The 19,196-nt window shown below is 71.1% G+C and carries 20 protein-coding genes; 11 read left to right on the top strand and 9 right to left on the bottom strand.

Features of this window, described 5'->3' with window-relative positions:
- Positions 1-18 precede the first annotated feature (18 nt).
- On the top strand, positions 19-1,044 hold the full coding sequence (locus IEY33_RS12535) for a carbohydrate ABC transporter permease (protein ID WP_229670989.1): 1,026 nt from the start codon (positions 19-21) through the stop codon (positions 1,042-1,044).
- A gap of 1 nt (position 1,045) precedes the next feature.
- Positions 1,046-1,879 carry a carbohydrate ABC transporter permease gene (locus tag IEY33_RS12530; protein ID WP_229670988.1) on the top strand — a complete coding sequence of 278 codons (834 nt, stop codon included), beginning with the start codon at positions 1,046-1,048 and terminating at the stop codon, positions 1,877-1,879.
- 74 nt (positions 1,880-1,953) lie between these two features.
- Here the strand turns inward: IEY33_RS12530 and pxpB are convergent, their stop codons facing one another.
- Together pxpB and IEY33_RS12520 are read right to left on the bottom strand one after the other, a co-directional pair.
- Positions 1,954-3,441 (bottom strand): 5-oxoprolinase subunit PxpB, encoded by a 1,488-nt coding sequence (gene pxpB / locus IEY33_RS12525; protein WP_188963609.1) that lies wholly within the window; start codon positions 3,439-3,441, stop codon positions 1,954-1,956.
- Position 3,442: 1 nt separating this feature from the next.
- Positions 3,443-4,198, bottom strand: coding sequence for a 5-oxoprolinase subunit PxpA (locus tag IEY33_RS12520; RefSeq protein WP_188963608.1), 756 nt, complete (start codon positions 4,196-4,198; stop codon positions 3,443-3,445).
- 310 nt (positions 4,199-4,508) lie between these two features.
- Between IEY33_RS12520 and IEY33_RS12515 the strand changes: the two genes are divergently transcribed.
- From IEY33_RS12515 to IEY33_RS12485, 7 genes are all read left to right on the top strand, one after another.
- A complete protein-coding gene (locus tag IEY33_RS12515; protein WP_188963607.1) occupies positions 4,509-5,513 on the top strand; it encodes a LacI family DNA-binding transcriptional regulator in 1,005 nt (334 codons plus the stop codon).
- Positions 5,510-6,046, top strand: a complete 537-nt coding sequence (locus IEY33_RS12510) for an ureidoglycolate lyase (protein WP_188963606.1) — start codon at positions 5,510-5,512, stop codon at positions 6,044-6,046. Before IEY33_RS12515 ends, IEY33_RS12510 begins: the two co-directional genes overlap by 4 nt.
- A 97-nt stretch (positions 6,047-6,143) precedes the next feature.
- Positions 6,144-7,169 carry a sugar ABC transporter substrate-binding protein gene (locus tag IEY33_RS12505; RefSeq protein ID WP_188963605.1) on the top strand — a complete coding sequence of 342 codons (1,026 nt, stop codon included), beginning with the start codon at positions 6,144-6,146 and terminating at the stop codon, positions 7,167-7,169.
- Positions 7,170-7,502: 333 nt separating this feature from the next.
- A complete protein-coding gene (locus IEY33_RS12500) occupies positions 7,503-8,501 on the top strand; it encodes an ABC transporter permease (protein WP_188963604.1) in 999 nt (332 codons plus the stop codon).
- Positions 8,501-9,328, top strand: a complete 828-nt coding sequence (locus IEY33_RS12495; RefSeq protein ID WP_188963603.1) for an ATP-binding cassette domain-containing protein — start codon at positions 8,501-8,503, stop codon at positions 9,326-9,328. Before IEY33_RS12500 ends, IEY33_RS12495 begins: the two co-directional genes overlap by 1 nt.
- 112 nt (positions 9,329-9,440) lie before the next feature.
- The gene (locus IEY33_RS12490) at positions 9,441-9,674 is read left to right on the top strand and encodes a DUF3248 domain-containing protein (protein WP_188963602.1); all 234 of its coding nucleotides are present in this window, start codon (positions 9,441-9,443) and stop codon (positions 9,672-9,674) included.
- Between the two features lie 3 nt (positions 9,675-9,677).
- Positions 9,678-10,151: a DUF3809 domain-containing protein gene (locus IEY33_RS12485; RefSeq protein ID WP_188963601.1), complete on the top strand. Its 474-nt coding sequence runs from the start codon at positions 9,678-9,680 to the stop codon at positions 10,149-10,151.
- Positions 10,152-10,218: 67 nt separating this feature from the next.
- Here IEY33_RS12485 and IEY33_RS12480 read toward each other — a convergent pair whose 3' ends face one another.
- Entirely contained in the window at positions 10,219-11,175 is a 957-nt protein-coding gene (locus tag IEY33_RS12480; RefSeq protein WP_229670995.1) for an NUDIX domain-containing protein, read from the bottom strand.
- Positions 11,176-11,223: 48 nt separating this feature from the next.
- On the opposite strand from IEY33_RS12480, the gene IEY33_RS12475 reads away from it, so the two are divergent.
- Complete coding sequence (locus IEY33_RS12475) at positions 11,224-12,516, top strand: PLP-dependent transferase (protein ID WP_188963599.1); 1,293 nt, start codon at positions 11,224-11,226, stop codon at positions 12,514-12,516.
- Positions 12,517-12,638: 122 nt separating this feature from the next.
- On the opposite strand, the gene IEY33_RS12470 is transcribed toward IEY33_RS12475, so the two are convergent.
- On the bottom strand, positions 12,639-13,124 hold the full coding sequence (locus IEY33_RS12470) for a bleomycin resistance protein (protein ID WP_229670987.1): 486 nt from the start codon (positions 13,122-13,124) through the stop codon (positions 12,639-12,641).
- 57 nt (positions 13,125-13,181) lie between these two features.
- Positions 13,182-14,339: a glycosyltransferase gene (locus tag IEY33_RS12465; RefSeq protein ID WP_188963598.1), complete on the bottom strand. Its 1,158-nt coding sequence runs from the start codon at positions 14,337-14,339 to the stop codon at positions 13,182-13,184.
- A 70-nt stretch (positions 14,340-14,409) separates the two neighbouring features.
- On the opposite strand from IEY33_RS12465, the gene hisA reads away from it, so the two are divergent.
- Complete coding sequence (hisA, locus tag IEY33_RS12460) at positions 14,410-15,117, top strand: 1-(5-phosphoribosyl)-5-[(5-phosphoribosylamino)methylideneamino]imidazole-4-carboxamide isomerase (RefSeq protein WP_188963597.1); 708 nt, start codon at positions 14,410-14,412, stop codon at positions 15,115-15,117.
- 246 nt (positions 15,118-15,363) lie between these two features.
- On the opposite strand, the gene IEY33_RS12455 is transcribed toward hisA, so the two are convergent.
- From IEY33_RS12455 to IEY33_RS12440, 4 genes are all read right to left on the bottom strand, one after another.
- Positions 15,364-16,551 carry a YihY/virulence factor BrkB family protein gene (locus tag IEY33_RS12455; RefSeq protein WP_188963596.1) on the bottom strand — a complete coding sequence of 396 codons (1,188 nt, stop codon included), beginning with the start codon at positions 16,549-16,551 and terminating at the stop codon, positions 15,364-15,366.
- Between the two features lie 139 nt (positions 16,552-16,690).
- A complete protein-coding gene (gene thyX, locus IEY33_RS12450; RefSeq protein ID WP_188963595.1) occupies positions 16,691-17,398 on the bottom strand; it encodes an FAD-dependent thymidylate synthase in 708 nt (235 codons plus the stop codon).
- A gap of 426 nt (positions 17,399-17,824) precedes the next feature.
- Entirely contained in the window at positions 17,825-18,319 is a 495-nt protein-coding gene (locus tag IEY33_RS12445) for an EVE domain-containing protein (RefSeq protein ID WP_229670986.1), read from the bottom strand.
- A 61-nt stretch (positions 18,320-18,380) separates the two neighbouring features.
- Positions 18,381-19,163 (bottom strand): enoyl-ACP reductase FabI, encoded by a 783-nt coding sequence (locus IEY33_RS12440; RefSeq protein ID WP_188963594.1) that lies wholly within the window; start codon positions 19,161-19,163, stop codon positions 18,381-18,383.
- Between the last annotated feature and the right edge of the window lie 33 nt (positions 19,164-19,196).

Genomic DNA, 19,196 nt, shown 5'->3' with positions numbered 1-19,196 from the left:
CGCCGTTGGAGGTGAGCCGTGAGTCTCGTTCAACAGTCCCCCAACCCCCAGACGCCCGGTCCCCAGACACCCGGCACACAGCCGCCTGCCCCGCCGCAGGCCACGGCGGCCCGCGTCCAGGACGCCCGCGCGGACGTGGCCGCCCTGGAGCACGCGACCTTCCGGGGCCGCTGGCTGCCGTGGCTGTTCCTGGCGCCCACCCTGATCGTGCTGGCGGTCTTCTCGTACTACCCGGCCGCGCGGACCCTGCGCCTGAGCGTGTTCCGGTCGAACATCATCGTCGGCAACGAGCAGTTCGTGGGCCTCGCGAACTTCGCGGACCTGCTCGGCAGTCCCGTGTACCACCAGGTGATGCTGCAGACGGCGGTGTTCGTGGTGCTGGTGGTGCTGCTGGGCCTGCTGTGCGCGCTGGGCCTCGCGTGGCTCGCGAGCCGCCCGGTGGCGGGCGCGAAATTCTACCGCCTGATGCTCATCTACCCGTACGCGCTGTCGCCGGCCATCGCGGGCACGCTGTGGCTGTTCCTGTTCAACCCGGAGATCGGCGCGGTGAACACGCTGCTGGACGCCGTGTTCGGCATCAAGCCCCGGTGGCTCGACAGTCCCTTCCTGGCGTTCCTGCTGGTGGTCGCGGCGTCCGTGTGGAAGGGCCTGGGGTACAACGTGGTGTTCTACCTGGCCGCCATCCAGAACATCCCGGCGGAGGTGACGGAAGCGGCCGAGATCGACGGCGCGACCGCGTGGCAGGGCTTCTGGCGCGTGGTGTTCCCGCTGCTGTCCCCGATGACGTTCTTCCTGATCTTCACGAACGTGGTCGCGTCCCTGTTCGACAGTTTCGGCCTGGTGAACATCCTGACGCGCGGCGGACCGGTGTACGGGCAGACGGGCATCACGACGTTCCTGGTGTACCAGCTGTACGAGGACGGCTTCCGGAACTTCAGGACGGGCGCGGCCGCGGCGCAGGCGGTGCTGCTGCTGCTGGTGGTGGTGTGCATCGTGGTGCTGCAGTTCCGGTACGGGAACAGGCGGGTGCACTATGGCGCGTAGCGTGCCGCGCACCTTCCGGCGCGTGCGGTGGGGGCACGTCTGGACGCACGCCGTGCTGACCCTGGCGGTGCTGGTGGTCGCGTCTCCCCTGCTGTTCGCACTCGTGAAATCCACGCAGACGGGCGCGCAGGTGCAGGGGCCGAGCCTCGTGCCGGGCCTGCACTTCCTGCAGAACGCGCGGGCCGCGTGGGTCGGCGCGGGCCTCGGGCACTACATGCTCAACAGTGCCGTGGTCGCCGTGAGCGTCACGACCGGCAAGACGCTGCTGTCGCTGCTGGCGGCCCTCGCGTTCGTGTACTTCCGCTTCCCGCTGAAGGGCCTGGCGTTCGCGGCGGTGCTGTTCACGCTGATGCTGCCCACCGAGCTGCTGATCGTGGCGCTGTTCGACGAGGTGTCCGGCGGCCTGAAGTGGGCGGACAGCTACGCGGCGATCATCGTGCCGTTCCTGGCGTCCGCGACGGGCGTACTGCTGTTCCGGCAGCACTTCATGAACATTCCCGCGAGCCTGTCGGACGCGGCACGCATCGACGGGGCGGGGCCGCTCACGTTCCTGGGGCGCGTCCTGATCCCCATGAGCTGGAACACCATCGGGGCGCTCGCCGTGATTCAGTTCGTGTCGGCGTGGGACCAGTACCTGTGGCCGCTGGTCATCATGCAGAGCGACGACAAGCAGGTCATTCAGGTGGGCCTCAGCAAACTGATCGACGTGGAGGCGCAGAGCAGCTGGGGCGGCGTGATGGCGGGCGCGGTCCTGGCGATCATCCCGCCGGTGCTGGTGTTCACGGCGCTGCAGGAGCAGTTCTCGAAAGGCTTCGCGCTCGGGCAGGACAAGTAGGTCAGGGAGCAGGGCGGGTGCCGACCGCAGGAACGCCCGGACCGGCATGCACGGTCCGGGCGTCTCCTTGAGGGTCAGGCGGGCCGGAAGTGCAGGGGGTCGCCGGGGCGGAGGTCCGCGAGGCGCCACAGGTCGTGCGGGTGGACGCGGGCGGGGGTGCTGTACCCGCCGAGGGTGCCCTTGTCGTGCAGCAGGATCAGGGGTTGCCCGCCGGGCGGCACCTGGACGCTGCCGACGGGGTTGCCCTGGCTGAGCGTCTCGCCGCCCGCGAGGGCGTGGCCGTGCAGGCGGACGCCCATCCGGTCGGCATCCTGCACGGTCCAGGGGTGGGCGAGCAGCGTGGCGAGCACGTGCGGGTCGTGGTCCGGGAACGGCAGGAGGCGCAGCGGGCCGGGCGCGGCGTGGGGGCGGTAGGTGCGTCCGGGCAGAGGGCGGCGGGCTTCGGCGCTGCCGAGGGTGTCTCCGGCGCGCAGGGGGCGGCCGATGCTGGCGCGCAGGTCGGTGCTGGCGCTGCCGAGGAAGGGTGTGGCGTCCAGTCCGCCCGGCAGGGCGAGGTAGCTGACGCGGCCGTCACGGCCGGGCCGGAAGGTGAGGCGCTGGCCTGCGCGCACCGCGAAGCTGCTCCAGGCGGGGACGGGCGTGCCGTCCAGACTGGCCTGCGGGCCGTTGCCGGTGACGCTGAGGGTGGTGTCGCGCAGGACGGTGCAGGTGGGGCCGCCGAGGTGCAGTTCGAGGAGGGGGGCGGTGACGGGCGTGCCGAGCAGGCGGTGCGCGGTGTGCGCGGCGGGCCGGTGCGCGTACCCGGCGCGCACGAGGCCGTGGCGGCCCCCCATGAAGCGGCCCTCGTCCTGCACGAGGTCGAGCGGGCCGGGGCGGTCCACGTGCAGGGTGGGGTGCCGGGGGTGGGCGGGCAGCACGTCCAGTGGGGCGGGCGGGGCGGGCACGTCGCCGTGCAGGGTGGGCGTGAAGGTGACGGTGTCGCCGGGGTGCAGCAGGAAGGGGTCGGGGCGGTGCGGGTCGTACACGGCGTCGAGCGCGTGTCCGAGCAGGTGCCAGCCGCCGGGGGACGGGACGGGGTACACGCCGGTCTGGGCGTTCGCGATGGCGACGCTGTGGGCGGGCACGCGGGCGCGTGGGGTGTCGCGGCGCGGGAGACGCAGGGCGGGCGGCACCTCGCCCAGGAACGGGAAGCCTGCCACGAAGCCCACGGCGTACACGCGGTAGGGCGCGGCGGCGTGCAGGGCCACCACGTCCTGCTCGCTCAGGCCGGTACGGGCGGCGATGTCGGGGAGGTCCTCGCCGTCGTAGCGGACGCGGAGCGTGACGTGGCGGCCGCTGCCGGACGCGCCGGGGGGCGGTTCGTGCCGGGCGAGCCACGCGCGCACGTCGTGGCCCGTGTGGCGGTCGGCGTCGTACTCGACGTACAGGGTGGTGTAGGCGGGCACCACGTCCAGCAGGCCGGGGAGCGGGTGGGCGAGCAGCTGCGTGGCCCAGGCGTGCAGGTGCGCGTTGCCGGTGGCGGTGAGGGCCTGCTGACGCGTGTGGTGCGGGGCGGGGCGCATGTCAGGCGGGCGGGGCGACGGGCACGTCGGCGGCGGCGAGGGCGGCACGGACGGCGGCAGCGATCTGGACGGCGTTCGGGTTGTCGCCGTGGATGCAGAGCGTGTCGGCGTGCAGGGCGATGCGCGTGCCGTCCAGGGCGGTGAGGGTGCCGCGCGCCATCTGCACGGCGCGGTCGGCGGCTTCGTGCGGGTCGTGGACGCTGCTGCCGGGCAGGCTGCGCGGGGCGAGCAGGCCGCTGGCGAGGTAGCCGCGTTCAGGGAAGGCTTCGCGCCACACGCGCAGGCCGCTGGCGTGGGCGGTGGCGGCGAGCGTCTCTCCGGCGGGTCCGGCGAGGACCATCAGGGCGGCGTGCGGCACGAAGCGCTGCACGGCGTGGCAGAAGGCCTGTCCGGCGTGCGCGTCGCCGTGGATGCGGAAGTACAGGGCGCCGTGCGCCTTGACGTGCTGCATGGGGGTGCCGCTGAGGTGCAGGAAGGCGCTGAGCGTGCCGAGCTGCGCGAGGGTGAGGTCGTGGATCTCCTCGGGCGTGAGGGCCAGTTCGCGGCGGCCGAAGCCCTGCAGGTCGGGGTAGCCGGGGTGCGCGCCGATGCCGAGGCCGTGCTGCCGGGCGAGGTCCACGGCGCGGCGGAGGGTGCCGGGGTCGCCGGCGTGCGCGCCGAGCGCGAGGTTGACGCTGCTGAGGTGCGGGTACAGGCGGGCGTCGTCGCCCAGCGTCCAGCGGCCGTAGCTCTCTCCGGCGTCGGCATTGAGGTCCATGCGGGCAGTGTAGTGCAGGGCGTGTCGGGCGGGTCGGGAGGGTCGTGTCCGGCTGGAGGTGCGATTGGAGGACGTGCACGACGGGCACCGATAATGGGGTGATGGCCCCCCATCATGAAGTCTTGACGAAGGCGTGAGGGTGTGTCACACTTCAGCCATAAGCAAATTGAAATCGATTGCAGTGGTTGCCTCCACCGCGTCGAGCCCCTGAATTCTCACCTCGTGCCGTCCTCCCATGCGGAGTCCGGCAGTCGGTGAATCGTCCCGGCCAACCGCCGCAAACGATTTCATCCAAAGGAACGGACCTGTCATGATCGGACTGTACGAAGTCGCTCAAGCTGCGGGGGTGTCGCCCGCGACCGCCTCACGGGCACTGCACCGGCCCGAGCTGGTGGCCCTCCGCACCCGCGAACGCGTCGAACAGGCCGCCCAGCAGCTCGGCTACCGCCCCAACGTCCTGGCGCGCGGCCTCCGTACCCGCGGCAGCCGCACCATCGGCCTGATCGTCACCGACATCCTCAACCCCTTCCACGCCACCCTCGCCAAGGGCGTGCAGGACACCGCCGAGGAAAGCGGCTACACCGTCCTGATGTTCAACTCCGACGAGCAGCCCGACAAGGAACGCCGCGCGCTCGAAACCCTGCACGGCCACCTCCCGCAGGGCCTGATCGTGGTGCCCACCGCGCAGACGCAGGAGAACCTCGCGGTCGTGCCGGGCCTGCCCACCATCGAACTCGACCGTGCCAGCGGCCGCGAGGGCGCGCACACCGTCATGGTCGACAACGTCGCCGGGTCCAGGGAAGCCGTGCAGCACCTGCTGTCCCTCGGGCACCGCCGCATCGGCATGATCGTCGGCCAGCAGGACATCAGCACCGCCCGCGAACGCCTCCAGGGGTACCGTGAAGCGCTCGAAAGCGCAGGCGTCGAGTACCACGACAGCCTGGTGCTGCCCGGCAACCACCGCGAGGCGGACGGACGCCTCGCCGCGCTGCGCCTGCTGTCGCGCCGCGAACGGCCCACCGCGCTGTTCGTCGGCAACAACGAGATGACGGTCGGCGCGGTCCTCGCCACCCGCGAACTCGGCCTCGACATTCCCCGCGACCTGTCCATCGTCGGCTTCGACGACTCCCGCTGGGCGCAGACCATGTCGCCCGCCCTGAGCGTCGTGTCGCAGCCCACCTACGAACTCGGGCAGATCGCGTGCCAGCACCTGCTGAACCTCATCTCCGGGCAGCGCCTGCAGGGCAGCGTGCGCCTCCCCACCCGCTTCGTCCACCGCCAGAGCACCGGTCCCCTCCCGGCAGGTCAGGAATGACGCCGCTCCCCCAGCCGGTCCTCACGGTGCAGCCGCTCAGCGCCGGGGCCTTCGCGCCCTTCGGGACGCTGCTCGAACAGCCCGCCACGCCCGCCAAACTCACGCGCGGCGACATCACGTACTGGCACCACACCGCCGACCTCGCGGGCCTGCAGGGCAGCGGCGTGACCGGGCACCTGATCGCGCACCGCCGCGACCTGCACGTCACGCAGATCGAACGTCACCACCACACGCCCGAAGCGTTCATCGCCACCCAGGGCAGCAGCGTCATGATCTTCGGCGCGCCCGGCCCCGCCGACCCCGCCGCCCTGCGCGCCTTCCGGATCGACGCCGGTCAGGCCGTCCTGATGCACCCCGGTACGTGGCACTGGGCCCCGTACCCGCTGAGCGACACCGCCACCTTCCTGCTCGTGCTGCGCGCCGAGACGGCCGACCACGACGTGGAGATCGTCGACATCCCACAGGTCCGCCTGCAGTTCCCCTCCCCCACCACCCCGGAGCACGCCAAGCCCACACCCGGAGCGTCCCCGTGACCACCTCCGAACGCGCCCCACCCTGACCTCACCCACACTCCACGCTCCATGCCCGGACCGCCCCCGCCATCCGCCCCCACTCACGAGGAGTCCCACCATGCCCCAGATCAAGCGCTCCACCCTGACCGTCGCCGCCCTGACCGCCGCCGTCGCCGTTGCCGCCACCGCCACCGGCGTCACCCTGGCCGCGCAGAGCAGCAAGCCGGTCATCGGCCTGATCACCAAGACCGAAACCAACCCCTTCTTCGTCAAGATGAAGGAAGGCGCGCAGAAGGCCGCCACCGCCGGCGGCGCGCAACTCATGACCGCCGCAGGCAAGCAGGACGGCGACAACGCCGGGCAGGTCACCGCCATCGAGAACATGGTCGCGGCGGGCGCCAAGACCATCCTCATCACGCCCAGCGACAGCAAGGCCATCGTGCCCGCCATCCAGAAGGCCCGCGCGGCCGGCGTGATGGTCATCGCGCTCGACAGCCCCACCGAACCTGCCGACGCCGTCGACGCGCTCTTCGCCACCAACAACTACAAGGCCGGACAGCTGATCGGCCAGTACGCCAAGAAGGCCATGGGCAGCAAGAAGGCCGTCATCGCCACCCTCGACCTCTTCCCCGGCCACCCGGTCGGCATCGCGCGCCACAACGGCTTCCTGCAGGGCTTCGGCACGGCCGGCATCACCGCCAAGACCGCCGACCAGGTCTCGACGGGCGTCGCGTGTGCCGCCGACTCCTTCGGCGACCAGGCCAAGGGCCAGACCGCGATGGAGAACTGCCTCCAGAAGAACCCCGACATCAACCTCGTGTACACCATCAACGAGCCCGCCGCGGCCGGCGCGTACCAGGCCCTGAAGGCCATCGGCAGGGAGAAGGACGTCATGATCGTCTCCGTCGACGGCGGCTGCGCGGGCGTCCGCAACGTGCAGGCCGGCGTGATCGCCGCGACCAGCCAGCAGTACCCCCTCAAGATGGCCAGCATGGGCGTCGCGGCGGGCCTCAACTACGCCAAGACCGGTAAGAAGGTCAGCGGCTACACCGACACCGGCGTCACCCTCATCAGCGACAAGAGCGTCGCGGGCGTCACCAGCAAGGACACCAAGTTCGGCCTCGCCAACTGCTGGGGCAACTGATCCCGCACGGCCGGGCGCGCCGCGCCTGACCTGACCGCCCCGCGCACAACATGAGCTGTGAACAAGGGTCACGCCCGAAGTTCATGGCTCATGTCGTTCAGCCCCGCGCCCCGATTCACGGCAGGCAACACAGAACGCCCCGCAACACAGACCGCGCCCCGGCCAGCCGCACCCGCCCCGCAGGTTGCTGCACACCGGACGACACGGGCGCATATTGAGCGTCACCCCTTTGCCTTTCGCAGCACGGCCAGTCCGGCCCGCACCGTCCGTCCGCGACCCGTAAGGCCGCCCCCGTCCCGCCCGACGGTCACCGCGCTGACCGAGGAGGTCCAGATGACACAGTCCACCCCCACCCCCACGCCCGCAGCGCCCGGCGCAGGCCTGCGGCGCTTCCAGGTGCCGAACCTCAGCACGCTCGGCCCGCTGATCGCGCTGCTGCTCGCGTGCCTGTTCTTCGCGACGCAGTCCAGCCGCTTCCTGACCCTGAACACCTTCTCGCTGATCCTGCAGCAGGCGTCGTTCGTGGGCGTGATCGCCATCGCGCAGACGCTCATCATCCTGACGGCCGGCATCGACCTGAGCTGCGGGATGATCATGGCGCTCTCCAGCATGGTGATCGGCAAGCTCGCCGTCGAGCAGGGCGTCCCGGTCGTGCTGGCCATCCTGGCGGGCTTCGCGGTCGGCGCGTTCGTCGGCTGGCTCAACGGCCTGCTCATCACGAAATGGAAGCTCCCGCCGTTCATCGTGACGCTCGGCATGTACTCCATCGTGTTCGCGGCCGTGAAGATCTACAGCCACTCGACCAGCGTCGCCATGCCCCCGGACGGCCTGACGTTCCTCGCGCACCGCTTCAGCGTGTTCGGCACGCCCTTCACGTACGGGTCGCTGCTGATGGTGGCGCTGTTCTTCGTGACGTGGCTGCACCTGAACTTCACCGCGCCGGGCCGTCACATCTACGCGCTCGGCAACAACCCCGAAGCGGTCCGCCTGAGCGGCATCCCGCAGAACCGCCTGCTGATGTCGGTGTACACCTTCGCGGGCCTGCTGTACGGCGTGGCGGCCCTGCTGCTGCTGGAACGCATCGGCGGCGCGTCCCCCGAGGCGGGCACCACCGAGAACCTCGAAAGCATCACGGCCGTCGTGATCGGCGGCACCAGCCTCTTCGGCGGGCGCGGCAACGTGCTCGGCACCCTGATCGGCGCGCTCATCGTGGGCGTGTTCCGCAGCGGCCTGACCCTGATGGGCCTGGACAGCGTGTACCAGAACCTCATCACCGGCATCCTGATCATTCTCGCGGTCGCCCTCGACCAGTTCTCCCGGAGGAAGTCCTGATGACCGCCCTGCAGAACGTGCCCGCCCCGCAGCCCACGCCCGCCCGTCCCCTCGTGATGGAGGCCCGCAACCTCGTCAAGAAGTACGGCTCGGTGGTCGCCATGGGCGGCGCCGACTTCGAACTGCGCCCCGGCGAGATCATGGCGGTCATCGGTGACAACGGCGCCGGGAAATCCAGCCTCATCAAGGCGCTGTCCGGCGCGACCATCCCCGACAGCGGCGAGATCTACCTCGACGGGCAGCAGGTGCACTTCAAGAGCCCCATCGACGCCCGCAAGAACGGCATCGAGACCGTGTACCAGGACCTCGCGGTGGCGCCCGCCATGACCATCGCCGAGAACCTGTTCCTGGGCCGCGAGATCCTGCGTCCCGGCCCGCTCGGACGGCTCTTCAAGGTGCTCGACAAGAAGAAGATGCACGACGAGGCGGTGCGCCACATGTCGGGCCTGCAGTTCGCCATCAAGAGCATGAAACAGCCGGTCGAGACGCTGTCCGGCGGGCAGCGGCAGGGCGTGGCCGTGGCGCGCAGCGCGGCGTTCGCGCGGCACGTCGTCATCATGGACGAACCGACCGCCGCGCTCGGCGTGCGCGAGGGCAACATGGTCCTCGACCTGATCCGGCAGGTGCGCGACAACGGCCTGCCCGTCATCCTGATCAGCCACAACATGCCGCACGTCTTCGAGATCGCCGACCGCATCCACGTGCACCGCATGGGCAAACGCGCCGCCCTCCTGAACCCCAGGAAGATCAGCATGGCCGACACGGTGTCCGTCATGACGGGCGCCATCAAGCCCGAAGACCTGAGCGCCGACCTGCTCGCCCACTGACCGGCCGACCCCCGGCTGATCCCGCCCCCAGGCCCTCCACGACGCCGTTCCCGCACGCACAGCCCCCACGGGGCGGAAACCGCCGCTCCGGCAAATGCACTACAATGCGGGCATGAGCGACGACGCCCTCCAGCTGCCCCCCCAGCTCGCGACCCTCGAGGCGCTGGGGGGGCAGCTCGTGTGGCGCATCGGCAAGGACGACGCGTCCGACGACGTGATCGTGCGCCTGGGCTTCGCGTCGGCCACGCCCCGCTTCGCGCACCTGCCGCGCCTGCGCAGCGCCACCGACCAGGAGCTGCAGGCGGCGCTGGAGTCGGGGCACATCAGTATCGAGTGGGTGGACTGAGCGTTGAAGATCGAGGCCGAGCAGCGCTTCATCCTGCAGCACCCCGGCACGCCCGCCGAGGCGCTCGCGTTCCTGCGCGACCCGGCCCGGTCCCTGGCGGGCGTGCGGTTCCTGCAGGACCTGCAGGTGCAGGGGCGGGACGTGCGGGCCGTGCTGCTCGTGAACGTCCCCATGCTGGGCGAGGTGGACCTGCCGCTGCACAGCCGCGTGACGGACACGCCCGGCGGCGCGCGCCTGGACGCGCAGGCCCTGCCGGACGAGCGCGCGTGGATCGAACTGAACGGGGACGGGCAGGCGGACGGGTCCACCCTGACGTACGCGTTCCGGTTCACGGCGCACCTGAGCGTCCCGAGCGCCGAGAAGTGGGGCGGCGCGGCCTTCGAGAAGATGATGCGCGCCGCGGCCGAACGCACCCTGGCACGCCTCGCGCGGGAACTGCCGGAAGGCGTGACGCGCAGCCTCCCCGCACCGGACTGATCCCAAATGGAGCTGAACCCCGGGGTGTGGCCGAGTGGAGCGAGAGGCAACACGTACGGTGTCCGGCTCAGGAGTGCAGGCGCTGCAGCATGGCGCGGATCAGGGGGCCGCTCAGGTCGTCCGGGCCGGGCAGGTCCGGCGGCGCGAACCACGCGGCCTCCAGGACCTCGCTCACCTGCGGGGTGAGCGTGCCCGTCACGCCGTGCGCGCGGTACAGCACGGCGACGTTGTCGATCACGTCGCCGTGCGGGTACGTGAAGCGGTACGCGGCCCCGGCGTAGAACTCCAGTTCCTCCAGCTGCGCGGCGCGCAGGCCCGTCTCCTCCAGCAGTTCCCGCTGCGCGCCCTGCACGAGCGACTCCCCGAGCTCCAGACTGCCGCCCGGCAGCGTCCAGCGGCCCGTCCCGGCGTGACGCAGCAGCAGCACGCGGCCCGCGTCGTCCTGCACGATCACGTTCGCTCCCGGCGCGAACAGCGGGCGCGGACCGAGCACGGCCCGCAGCTCCGCCAGGTGATTCCCGCCCGCCTGCACGGCACGCGGGACCGGCTGCAGGTCCGGCCGTGCCGGGAGGCCCCGCTCGGCCCGCAGCTGCCGCGCCGCCCAGCGTTCCACCGCGCCGCTCAGGGCAGGCAGGTCGTCCAGCGCGAAGACGCGCAGTTCCAGCGTCTCGCCGTCGCTGCCGAGCGTCGCCCTGCTCAGCTGCGCCGCGCTCAGGGTGCCCCGGAACGCGCGGCCCACCAGGAACACCTCGTCGCCGTTCGGGTACACGTGATGCATCTCCGGGCCGCTCAGCGTGCCCCACGGGGCGAGCGTCACGCCCGTCAGGCCCGTCTCCTCGTGCAGTTCCCGCGCGGCCGCCTCCTCGAAGGTCTCGCCCGGCTCCACCCCGCCGCCCGGCACGCCCCACAGGCCGTTGTCGCTGCGGCGCTGCAGCAGCCACCCGCCCGCATCGTCCTGCAGGACCGCACTCACGCCCACGCTGAACAGAGGGCGCGGCCCGAGCAGCGTCCGGAGGTCGCCCATGTATGACACCCGGTCAGTGTACCGGCCGGGGCGGCGGTATCATGACGCATGAGCACAGACAGCCCCCATCCGGACGCCCTGAGTTACGACACGCAGGCGGTGCAGGTCGGCATTCCGCGCGGGAACACGCTCGGCGTCGGCATTCCCATCCACCAGATCGCGGCGTTTCAGTTCGAGACGCTGCAGGACGGCGCGACGGAATTCGTCACGAACGCCACGTACAGCTACGCGCGCCTGCAGAACCCCACCGTGCAGGCCCTCGAGGAGCGCCTCACGGCGCTGGAGGGCGGCACGGCCACCGTCGCCCTGTCGAGCGGGCAGGCGGCGACCTTCACCGCCATCCTCAGCGTGTGCCGCGCCGGGGATCACGTCGTGGCGACCAGCAGCCTCTTCGGCGGGTCGGCGGGCCTGCTGAACAACATCCTGCCGCTGATGGGCATCACGTCCACCATCGTCCCCAACACGCCGGAAGCGGTGCAGGCCGCCATGCAGCCCGGCACGCGCCTCGTGTGGGCCGAAACGATCGGCAATCCCGCCGCCGACATCGCCGACATCGGCGCGTACGCCCGCATCGCACACGAGCACGGCGCACTGCTCGGCATCGACAACACCTGGGGCGGCGTCGGCTTCCTGTGCAGGCCCCTCACGCACGGCGCGGACATCGTCACGCACTCCCTCACCAAGTGGGCGGGCGGGCACGGCACGGTCCTCGGCGGGAGCGTCACGGTCGGCACACACCACGACCTGAGCCGCAACGCCATCTACACGGACGGCGACCCCAGCCTGCTCACCACGCGCGGCCCGGCGGCCCTCGCGTGGCGGCAACGCTGGTTCGGCGCGCACCAGCTCGGCATGACGCTCAGCGCGCACAGCGCCTTCCTGATCGCACAGGGCCTCGAGACGCTCTCGCTGCGCCTCACGCGCGAATCCCAGACGGCCCTCGACCTCGCGCAGTACCTCAGTGCGCACGACGCGGTCACGGGCGTCGCGTACCCCGGCCTGCCCGCCAGCCCGCACCACGCGCTCGCTCAGCAGTACCTGCACGGCGGGTACGGCGCCGTCCTGACCTTCGAGGTGCCGGACCCCGCACCGTTCCTCGCGGCCCTCCGGGTGATCCGCATGGCCCCCAACCTCGGGGACACGCGCACGCTCGTCGTGCACCCGTGGACGACCACGCACAGCCGCATGCCCGAACCGGCCCGGCGCGCGGCAGGCGTCACGCCGCACACCATCCGCATGAGCGTCGGCGTGGAAGACGCCAGCGACCTGAAACGCGACCTCGACCAGGCGCTCCAGGCGGGCCGCGCACACGCCACGCCACACGAAGCCGCCCTGATCTGACACCGGGTGGCGCTGAACTTCTGGAGTTCAGCCGGGCGAAGCGAGCACCGACGGGTACGGTTTGAAGGAGGGTGTGCGGCGAGCTTTCCCGCACGCCCTCCCCTGTTCACGGGGCAGAGGTCCTACGGGTCGAGCGGGCGCTCGCCGAGGCCCTGCGAAAACCTCAGCAGGTACCCGTCCGGGTCCTGCACCAGGAACTCCCGGTCGCCGCTCTGCCGGTCGCCCGTCACGCGCCACACGTCCCGCAGCGGGCGGAACAGCGGCCAGTTCAGGCGCTCCAGGCCCGCCAGGACGGCCGTGACGTCCGTGACCGCAATCTGGAAGTTCAGGCCCCGGCCGAGCGGGTACTCGTGCGGGCCGGTCTGCCACGTGCCGTCCATGCGGCACAGCATCACCTGCGCGCCCTCACGCTCCAGGTACGCGAAGCCGCTCTCGGGCCGTCCGTACGCGACCGTGAACCCCAGGCCCGCGCACCAGAAGTGCAGGCTGCGCGGCAGGTCCGTCACGTCGAATTCCGGGACGAGAGCGTTGAAGCCGCCTGCCGGGAGGCCGTCCGTGCGGGTCATCCGTTCCGCCTGCATGGGGGGCGGGCAGGACCCCTGCTGCATGGTGTGCTCCTGCGTGTCATGTCCCGAGTATGCCCGTGCGGCGCGCACGGCCGGGCGTCAGATGCGGCCGGGCGTCCAGGGGGCCTGGATGAGGCGTTCGTAGTGCCGGGCGAGTTCGGCGGCGCGGACGCGCACGTCGTACGTCTGCGCGGACGCGAGCGCCCCGGCGCGCAGCTGCGGGAGCAGGTCCGGGCGCAGGGCGCGCAGGAGGGTGTCGGCGAGCGCGGCGGGCGCGGCGCCACTCAGCAGGCCGTTCTGGCCGGGCCGGATCAGGTCGAGGGCGGCGGGGCTGCGCGCGGCGACGAGGGGCGCTCCGGCGGCGAGCGCCTCGATCATGGACATGGGCAGCACCTCGCTCTCGCTGGCCGTGAGGAACACGTCGGCTGCGGCGAGCACGTCCGGCACCTGCGGGTACGGGACGCCGCCCGCGAAGGTGACGTTCTCCCCGGCGTGCGCGGCGAGGGCGGCGCGGCTGGGGCCGTCCCCGACGATCAGCAGGTGCAGGTCCGGCTGCCGGGTGCGGGCGATGCGGAAGGCGTCGAGGAGCGCGGGGAGGTTCTTTTCGGGCGCGAGACGGCCGAGGCTCAGGACGAGCGGCGCGTGCTGCGGCACGCCGTACTGCGCGCGGATGCCCGCGCCGGTCGCGGCGGCGAAGTTGGCGAGGTTCACGGGGTTGGGGAGGGTCGTGACGGGACCGTCGTACCCGTAGCGGGCGAGCATGTCGGCCATCGCCTGACCCGGCACGAGGACCTGCGAGACGTGCCGCGCGAAGGCCGTGACGTGCGCGCGGACCAGGGAACTGCCGGCGCGGCGCGGCACGCGCGCGTAGTGCAGGTACTGCTCGTACTGGGTGTGCGCCGTGAACACGAGCGGCACGCGGCGGCGGCGGTGCGCGGCGATGCGGCGCGCCCACAGCGACGCGAGCTGCCCGGCCAGGAAGGGATGCATGGTGTGGACGACGTCCAGATCGAAGAGCGGGAGGCGCGCGACGACCGGGCGGCTCGGCCACAGCAGCAGCGGGTAGTCGGCGGGCGTGCCCCAGGAGCTGCTGGGCAGGCGGTACACGCCGTCCTCGGGCTGCTGGGCGGGGTGGACGGGCGCGAAGATGCGCACCTCATGCCCCAGGTCCCGCAGTCCCTGCGCGAACAGGGCGCTGCTGGTCGCCACTCCGTTCCGGGAGGGCAGGTAGGTGGCGGTCACGAAGCCGATACGCACAGTCTGAGCGAGTCTATCAGCCTGCGGGGACGGAGGCGGCGCGGGCCGGGCGTGCTCTACACTTCTGGGCATGTCAGTGAAGCCTCAGATCATCCCGTGCGTGGACATTCAGGGTGGGCGGGCCGTGCGCCTCTACGAGGGCGACCCGGACCGTGAGACGGTGTACTTCGAGTCGCCGCTGGAGGCCGCGCGGCACTGGGCGGGCCTGGGTGCGCCGCTGCTGCACCTCGTGGACCTGGATGCCGCGACCGGGCGCGGCGAGAACCGCGCCGTGATCCGGCGGATCGTGGAGACGCTGGACGTGCCGGTCGAGGTGGGCGGCGGCATCCGTGACCAGGAGAGCGCGGAGGCGCTGCTGGCGCTGGGCGTGGCGCGCGTCGTGATCGGCACGGCGGCCGTGAAGCGCCCGGAACTGGTGGGTCAGCTGCTGGACGCACACGGGCCGGAGGCGGTCGTGGTGAGCCTGGACGCGCGCTGGCCGGACGTGGCGGTGTCCGGGTGGGCGGAGGCGAGCGGCGTGAAGGTCGCGCAGATGACGGCGCGGCTCGGGCAGCTGGGCCTGGAGACGCTGATCTTCACGGACGTGACGCGCGATGGGACGCTGCGCGGCCTGGACCGGGACCTGATGGCGCAGGTGAGGACGCTGTGGACGAACACCCTGATCGTGGGCGGCGGCGTGGCGAACACGCAGGACGCGGACCTGCTGACGGAACTGGGCATCGAGGGGGCCATCGTGGGCCGCGCGATCTACGAGGGCACGCTGCCGTACCCGCTGTAAGCCGGACTCCGGTCAAATGATACGGTTTTGAGCTGAACTCTACGAGTTCAGCCGAGCGAAGCGAGTGCCAACAAGTACGGTTTGGAGGAGATGGAAGCGGGCAGGCGTCCTGCAGGGCGTCCGTTCTGCCCAAGAAGGGATGCCTTCGCTGCTTCCGGCATCCCTGGAATCGGATCAAAACCGTATGGCAGCGGCCCGCCCTCCTGGGGGTGCGGGCCGGCGCGGTCGTGCTCGGATGGGGTCGGGTCAGCGGCGGCGCGTGACGAGGCGCACGGCGCGCAGCACGATCACGGACGGCACGGCGAGGACGGCCACGGCCGCGTGCGCCAGTGCGGCGGACACGCTCGGCAGGGCGTCCTGCGGGCGGGCGGGTGGGGTGACCGCACCCTGCGGGCGGGTGTCCTGCTGGCTCCGGGGTTCGGGGGCGTCCTTCTTGGCGGCCACGCGGGCCTGACCGGCACGGGCGCGCGCCTCGGGGCCGCTCGCGCCTGCGTCCAGCTGCCGGGAATGCTCGGTGACGGCAGCGGCCTTCTCGGTGTTGTCCGCGCCGCCCTGCCGGGTACCGTACTGCTGCGAGTACACCCACGTGATCTCCGCGCCGAAGAACACGATCATGGACGAGTAGTAGATCCACAGCAGCATCAGGAACAGCGCGGCGGCCGCGCCGTACGGGCTGTTGCCCGCGATGCGCCCGAAGTACAGGCCGATCAGGACCTGACCCAGCGTGAACAGGGCGGCCGTGACGGCCGAACCCACCCACACCTCGCGCCAGGGGAGTTTCACGCTCGGCAGGAACTTGTACAGGCTGGCGAAGACGGGCGTGAACAGCAGCATCGAGAGCAGGAACGTCCCGATCCGCACGAAGAACGCGCCGAACCCGATGGTGTCGCCCAGCCGGGACGCGACGGCGGACAGGACGGTGTTCCCGACGAGGAACGCGATGATGAACGCCCCGAACAGCAGCACGAGCGCGAAGGCGATCAGGCGCGTCTTGACGATCAGCCACACGTTCTGCAGGAGGGTGGGGGGCGTGTCGTCGGGCGGCACGAGGCCCCACAGGGAGTTCAGGGAGCCCTGCAGCTGCACGAAGAGGCTGGTGGCGGTCAGGAAGACCGTGACGCCGCCGATGACGCTGGCCCACGTGAGGTTCCCGCCGGACAGTTTCGGGAGGAGCGTCTGGATGAAGGTGGACACCTGCGGGCCGACGCTGTCGTTCAGGGCGTTGAACAGCTGCGCGCGCACTTTCGCCTGCCCGAGAAAGTACCCGGCGACGACCGTGACGAGGAACAGCAGGGGCGCGATGGCGCTGAACGCGTAGTACGCGAGGGCGGCCGCGAGGCGCGGCGCGTTGTCCTGACTGAACGCCAGGGACGCGTCGCGCAGCAGCGCGAACACGCGGGCCGGACGGAGCGGAGGCTTGGCGGGAACAGTCACCCGCTCAGTGTACCCACCCCCTCCCACTCACCGGACTGCGGGGGCTTCATTCAGCGTTGGAGGTCGCTGGCCGTCCCTGCACGGTCCGGGGCCGCGTTGCGGGAGTGAATCCGCACACACCACCCGGCCGGAGTCCGGGTCAGTGGGTGTGCTGTGCGGCCCACGCGGCGAACGTGACGGGGAAGAGCGGCTCGGCGAGGGCGTGCATGGCGCGGGCGTACAGGCGCGTCTCGTACTGCGCGCCTTCGTGGTCGCGCAGCGCCAGGAAGTGCAGCAGGCTGCGGACGTTGAAGGTGTAGTAACTCTCGGTGTAGAGGGCCTGGGGGAGCACGCCCCGGGCCTGTTCGCGCGTCACGCCGAGCTCCAGCAGGCGCGTGTACGCCGTGTACGCGGCGTTCCAGGCCTCACGGTACGTTTCGGTGGCGGCCGCCTGGTCGAGGTGCTCGCCTGCCTCCACGGACGCCTGCCGGTTGCTTTTCGCCTGCTGGCGGAACTGGGCGGGGACGTACACGCGTTCCTGCATCTCGACGTAGCGGCCGCTGATCTCGTTCTTGCTGACGCCGACGCGGTGGCGGACCATCTGGCGGTCCACGAAGACGGGGCACACGACCTTGAAGGTGATGAGGTTGTGCTCGAAGGGCGAGCCGTGGTGTTCGCGCAGCAGGTATCCGATGAGTTTCTCGTCGCGCGCGGTGAGGGGGGTGTCGCTGTCCCCGCCGAACGAGACGCGGGCGGCGTTCACGATCATCTTGTCGTCCCCGACACTCTGCACCAGCGACACCGAGCCGATGTCGTCGTGCAGCGGGTAGAGGGTGGCGGGGCGGGCGTCGGTGGCGGGCAGGGTCATGCGGTCACTGTACCGCCTTCCATAAAGGGCAGATGAACCGGGCAGAAATCATCGCGTCACTGTTGCGGTCCTGCATGCCAAGAAACCGCCCGCGACTCCGGAGAGACGCGGGCGGCCTGAAAGGTCAGATCACAGGGAGGACGCTACACGACGATGCAGGACGATGCGGGGCGGGAAGACGGAGTCACTTTGAACTGCGCACACGGACAGGCACGGGAACGACCCTGGAACGCCGCTGACTGGCCTGAGTCACGGCAGAGAGAGCGAAGACGGAGACCAGCAGCGCCAGCAGCGTGAGTTCCATGAGGCATGATGAACGATCCGGCCTGACAGAAGGCTTACACCCGGTCCAGAAGTTCACAGCCATCCGCAGGTCCAGCCGCGCCTCCCGTCTTCCCCACCGGGCCGCACCGCACGCCGCCAGGGTCAGGGGAGGCGGACACCGGCCTCGGCGAGCGCCGCCGTGAACTGCTCGGCCGTGACGGGCAGCACGCTGAGGCGCGTGCCTTTCTGCGTGAGCGGCGACGCCTGCCACGCGGGCAGGTCCCGCAGGCGCTCCAGTGTCAGCAGGGCCGGGAAGGCCAGCACGGGCGACACGTCCACCATGCTCCAGCGCGGCTCGGCCGGGTCGGAACGCGGGTCGTGGTACGCGCTGCCGGGATCGAACTGCAGGTCGTCCGGGTACGCCGCGCGCACCACGCGCGCCACGCCCGCCACCCCGGCCGGTTTCGCGTTGGAGTGGTAGAACAGCGCGAGGTCGCCCGCCCGCATGGCGCGCAGGTTGTTGCGCGCCTGGTAGTTGCGGACGCCGTTCCACGGCTCGCGCCCCACCCGCAGCAGGTCCGGGAAGCCGAACACGTCCGGCTCGGACTTCAGGAGCCAGAAGGCGTGCGGGGCGGCAGGGTCGGGCACGGTCGTCACGGCCCGATGATACCCGCAGCGCAGCAGGGCATTCTGCCGTCAGGGCTGACCGGAATCCGGGTCAGTCGAGTTTCATGGTCATGATGTGCGCGCCGGCGTCCACGTACACCACTTCGCCCGTCACGCCGCTGCCCAGGTCCGACAGCAGGAACAGCGCGAGCTTCCCGACCTCCTCGGGGGTGGCGTTGCGGCCGAGCGGGGCGGCCTTCGCGGCCTTGTCGTACATGCCGCCGAAGCCGGGAATGCTGCGCGCCGCGATGGTCCGCATCGGGCCGGCCGAGATGCTGTTCACGCGCACGCCCGCCGCGCCCATCTCGCTCGCGAGGTAGCGGGTGGCGGCCTCCAGCGCGGCCTTGGCGACGCCCATCACGTTGTACTTCGGGACGACCTGCTGCGACGCGTGGTACGTGAGGCTCACGATGCTGCTCCCGTCACGCAGGAGCGGCTCGGCGTGCCGGGCGATGCTGACGAGCGTGTACGCGCTGACGCTCATGGCGGTGTTCCAGTCGGCGGGCGTCGTGTCGATGAAGCGGCCCTCCATCGCTTCGCGCGGCGCGAACCCGATGCTGTGCACGAGGTAGTCGAGCGTCCCGAATTCCTCGCGGACCTTCGCGAAGAGGGCCGTCAGGTCGTCCTCGCTGGTCGCGTCGGCCTGCAGGGTCCACGTGCCGACCTTGTCCGTGAGGAGCTTGTCGAGTTCGGGTTTCAGGCGCTCGCCCTGATAACTGAAACCGACGCGGCAGCCCGCCTCCAGCAGTTTCTCGGCGATGGCCCAGCCGAGGCTGCGGGCGTTGGCCACGCCCATCACGAGGGCGGTCTTGTCGCTCAGATCAATGCTTATCATCCCAACGAATGTATCAGGCGGCCTCCCGGAGCG

It is taken from the genome of Deinococcus aquiradiocola, from assembly GCF_014646915.1.
Classification (GTDB): Bacteria; Deinococcota; Deinococci; order Deinococcales; family Deinococcaceae; genus Deinococcus; species Deinococcus aquiradiocola.
This window is presented reverse-complemented; position numbering and strand designations above follow the sequence as displayed.

What these genes read in the sequence shown, in the direction of transcription:
- IEY33_RS12495 (WP_188963603.1), top strand. Translation starts at nt 8,501, where the DNA reads ATGACCGCCCTGCAGAACGTGCCCGCCCCGCAGCCCACGCCCGCCCGT.
- IEY33_RS12490 (WP_188963602.1), top strand. Translation starts at nt 9,441, where the DNA reads ATGAGCGACGACGCCCTCCAGCTGCCCCCCCAGCTCGCGACCCTCGAG.
- IEY33_RS12510 (WP_188963606.1), top strand. Translation starts at nt 5,510, where the DNA reads ATGACGCCGCTCCCCCAGCCGGTCCTCACGGTGCAGCCGCTCAGCGCC.
- IEY33_RS12440 (WP_188963594.1), bottom strand. Translation starts at nt 19,163, where the DNA reads ATGATAAGCATTGATCTGAGCGACAAGACCGCCCTCGTGATGGGCGTG.
- IEY33_RS12520 (WP_188963608.1), bottom strand. Translation starts at nt 4,198, where the DNA reads ATGGACCTCAATGCCGACGCCGGAGAGAGCTACGGCCGCTGGACGCTG.
- hisA (WP_188963597.1), top strand. Translation starts at nt 14,410, where the DNA reads ATGTCAGTGAAGCCTCAGATCATCCCGTGCGTGGACATTCAGGGTGGG.
- IEY33_RS12505 (WP_188963605.1), top strand. Translation starts at nt 6,144, where the DNA reads ATGCCCCAGATCAAGCGCTCCACCCTGACCGTCGCCGCCCTGACCGCC.
- pxpB (WP_188963609.1), bottom strand. Translation starts at nt 3,441, where the DNA reads ATGCGCCCCGCCCCGCACCACACGCGTCAGCAGGCCCTCACCGCCACC.
- IEY33_RS12500 (WP_188963604.1), top strand. Translation starts at nt 7,503, where the DNA reads ATGACACAGTCCACCCCCACCCCCACGCCCGCAGCGCCCGGCGCAGGC.
- IEY33_RS12470 (WP_229670987.1), bottom strand. Translation starts at nt 13,124, where the DNA reads ATGCAGCAGGGGTCCTGCCCGCCCCCCATGCAGGCGGAACGGATGACC.
- IEY33_RS12480 (WP_229670995.1), bottom strand. Translation starts at nt 11,175, where the DNA reads ATGGGCGACCTCCGGACGCTGCTCGGGCCGCGCCCTCTGTTCAGCGTG.
- IEY33_RS12475 (WP_188963599.1), top strand. Translation starts at nt 11,224, where the DNA reads ATGAGCACAGACAGCCCCCATCCGGACGCCCTGAGTTACGACACGCAG.
- IEY33_RS12515 (WP_188963607.1), top strand. Translation starts at nt 4,509, where the DNA reads ATGATCGGACTGTACGAAGTCGCTCAAGCTGCGGGGGTGTCGCCCGCG.
- thyX (WP_188963595.1), bottom strand. Translation starts at nt 17,398, where the DNA reads ATGACCCTGCCCGCCACCGACGCCCGCCCCGCCACCCTCTACCCGCTG.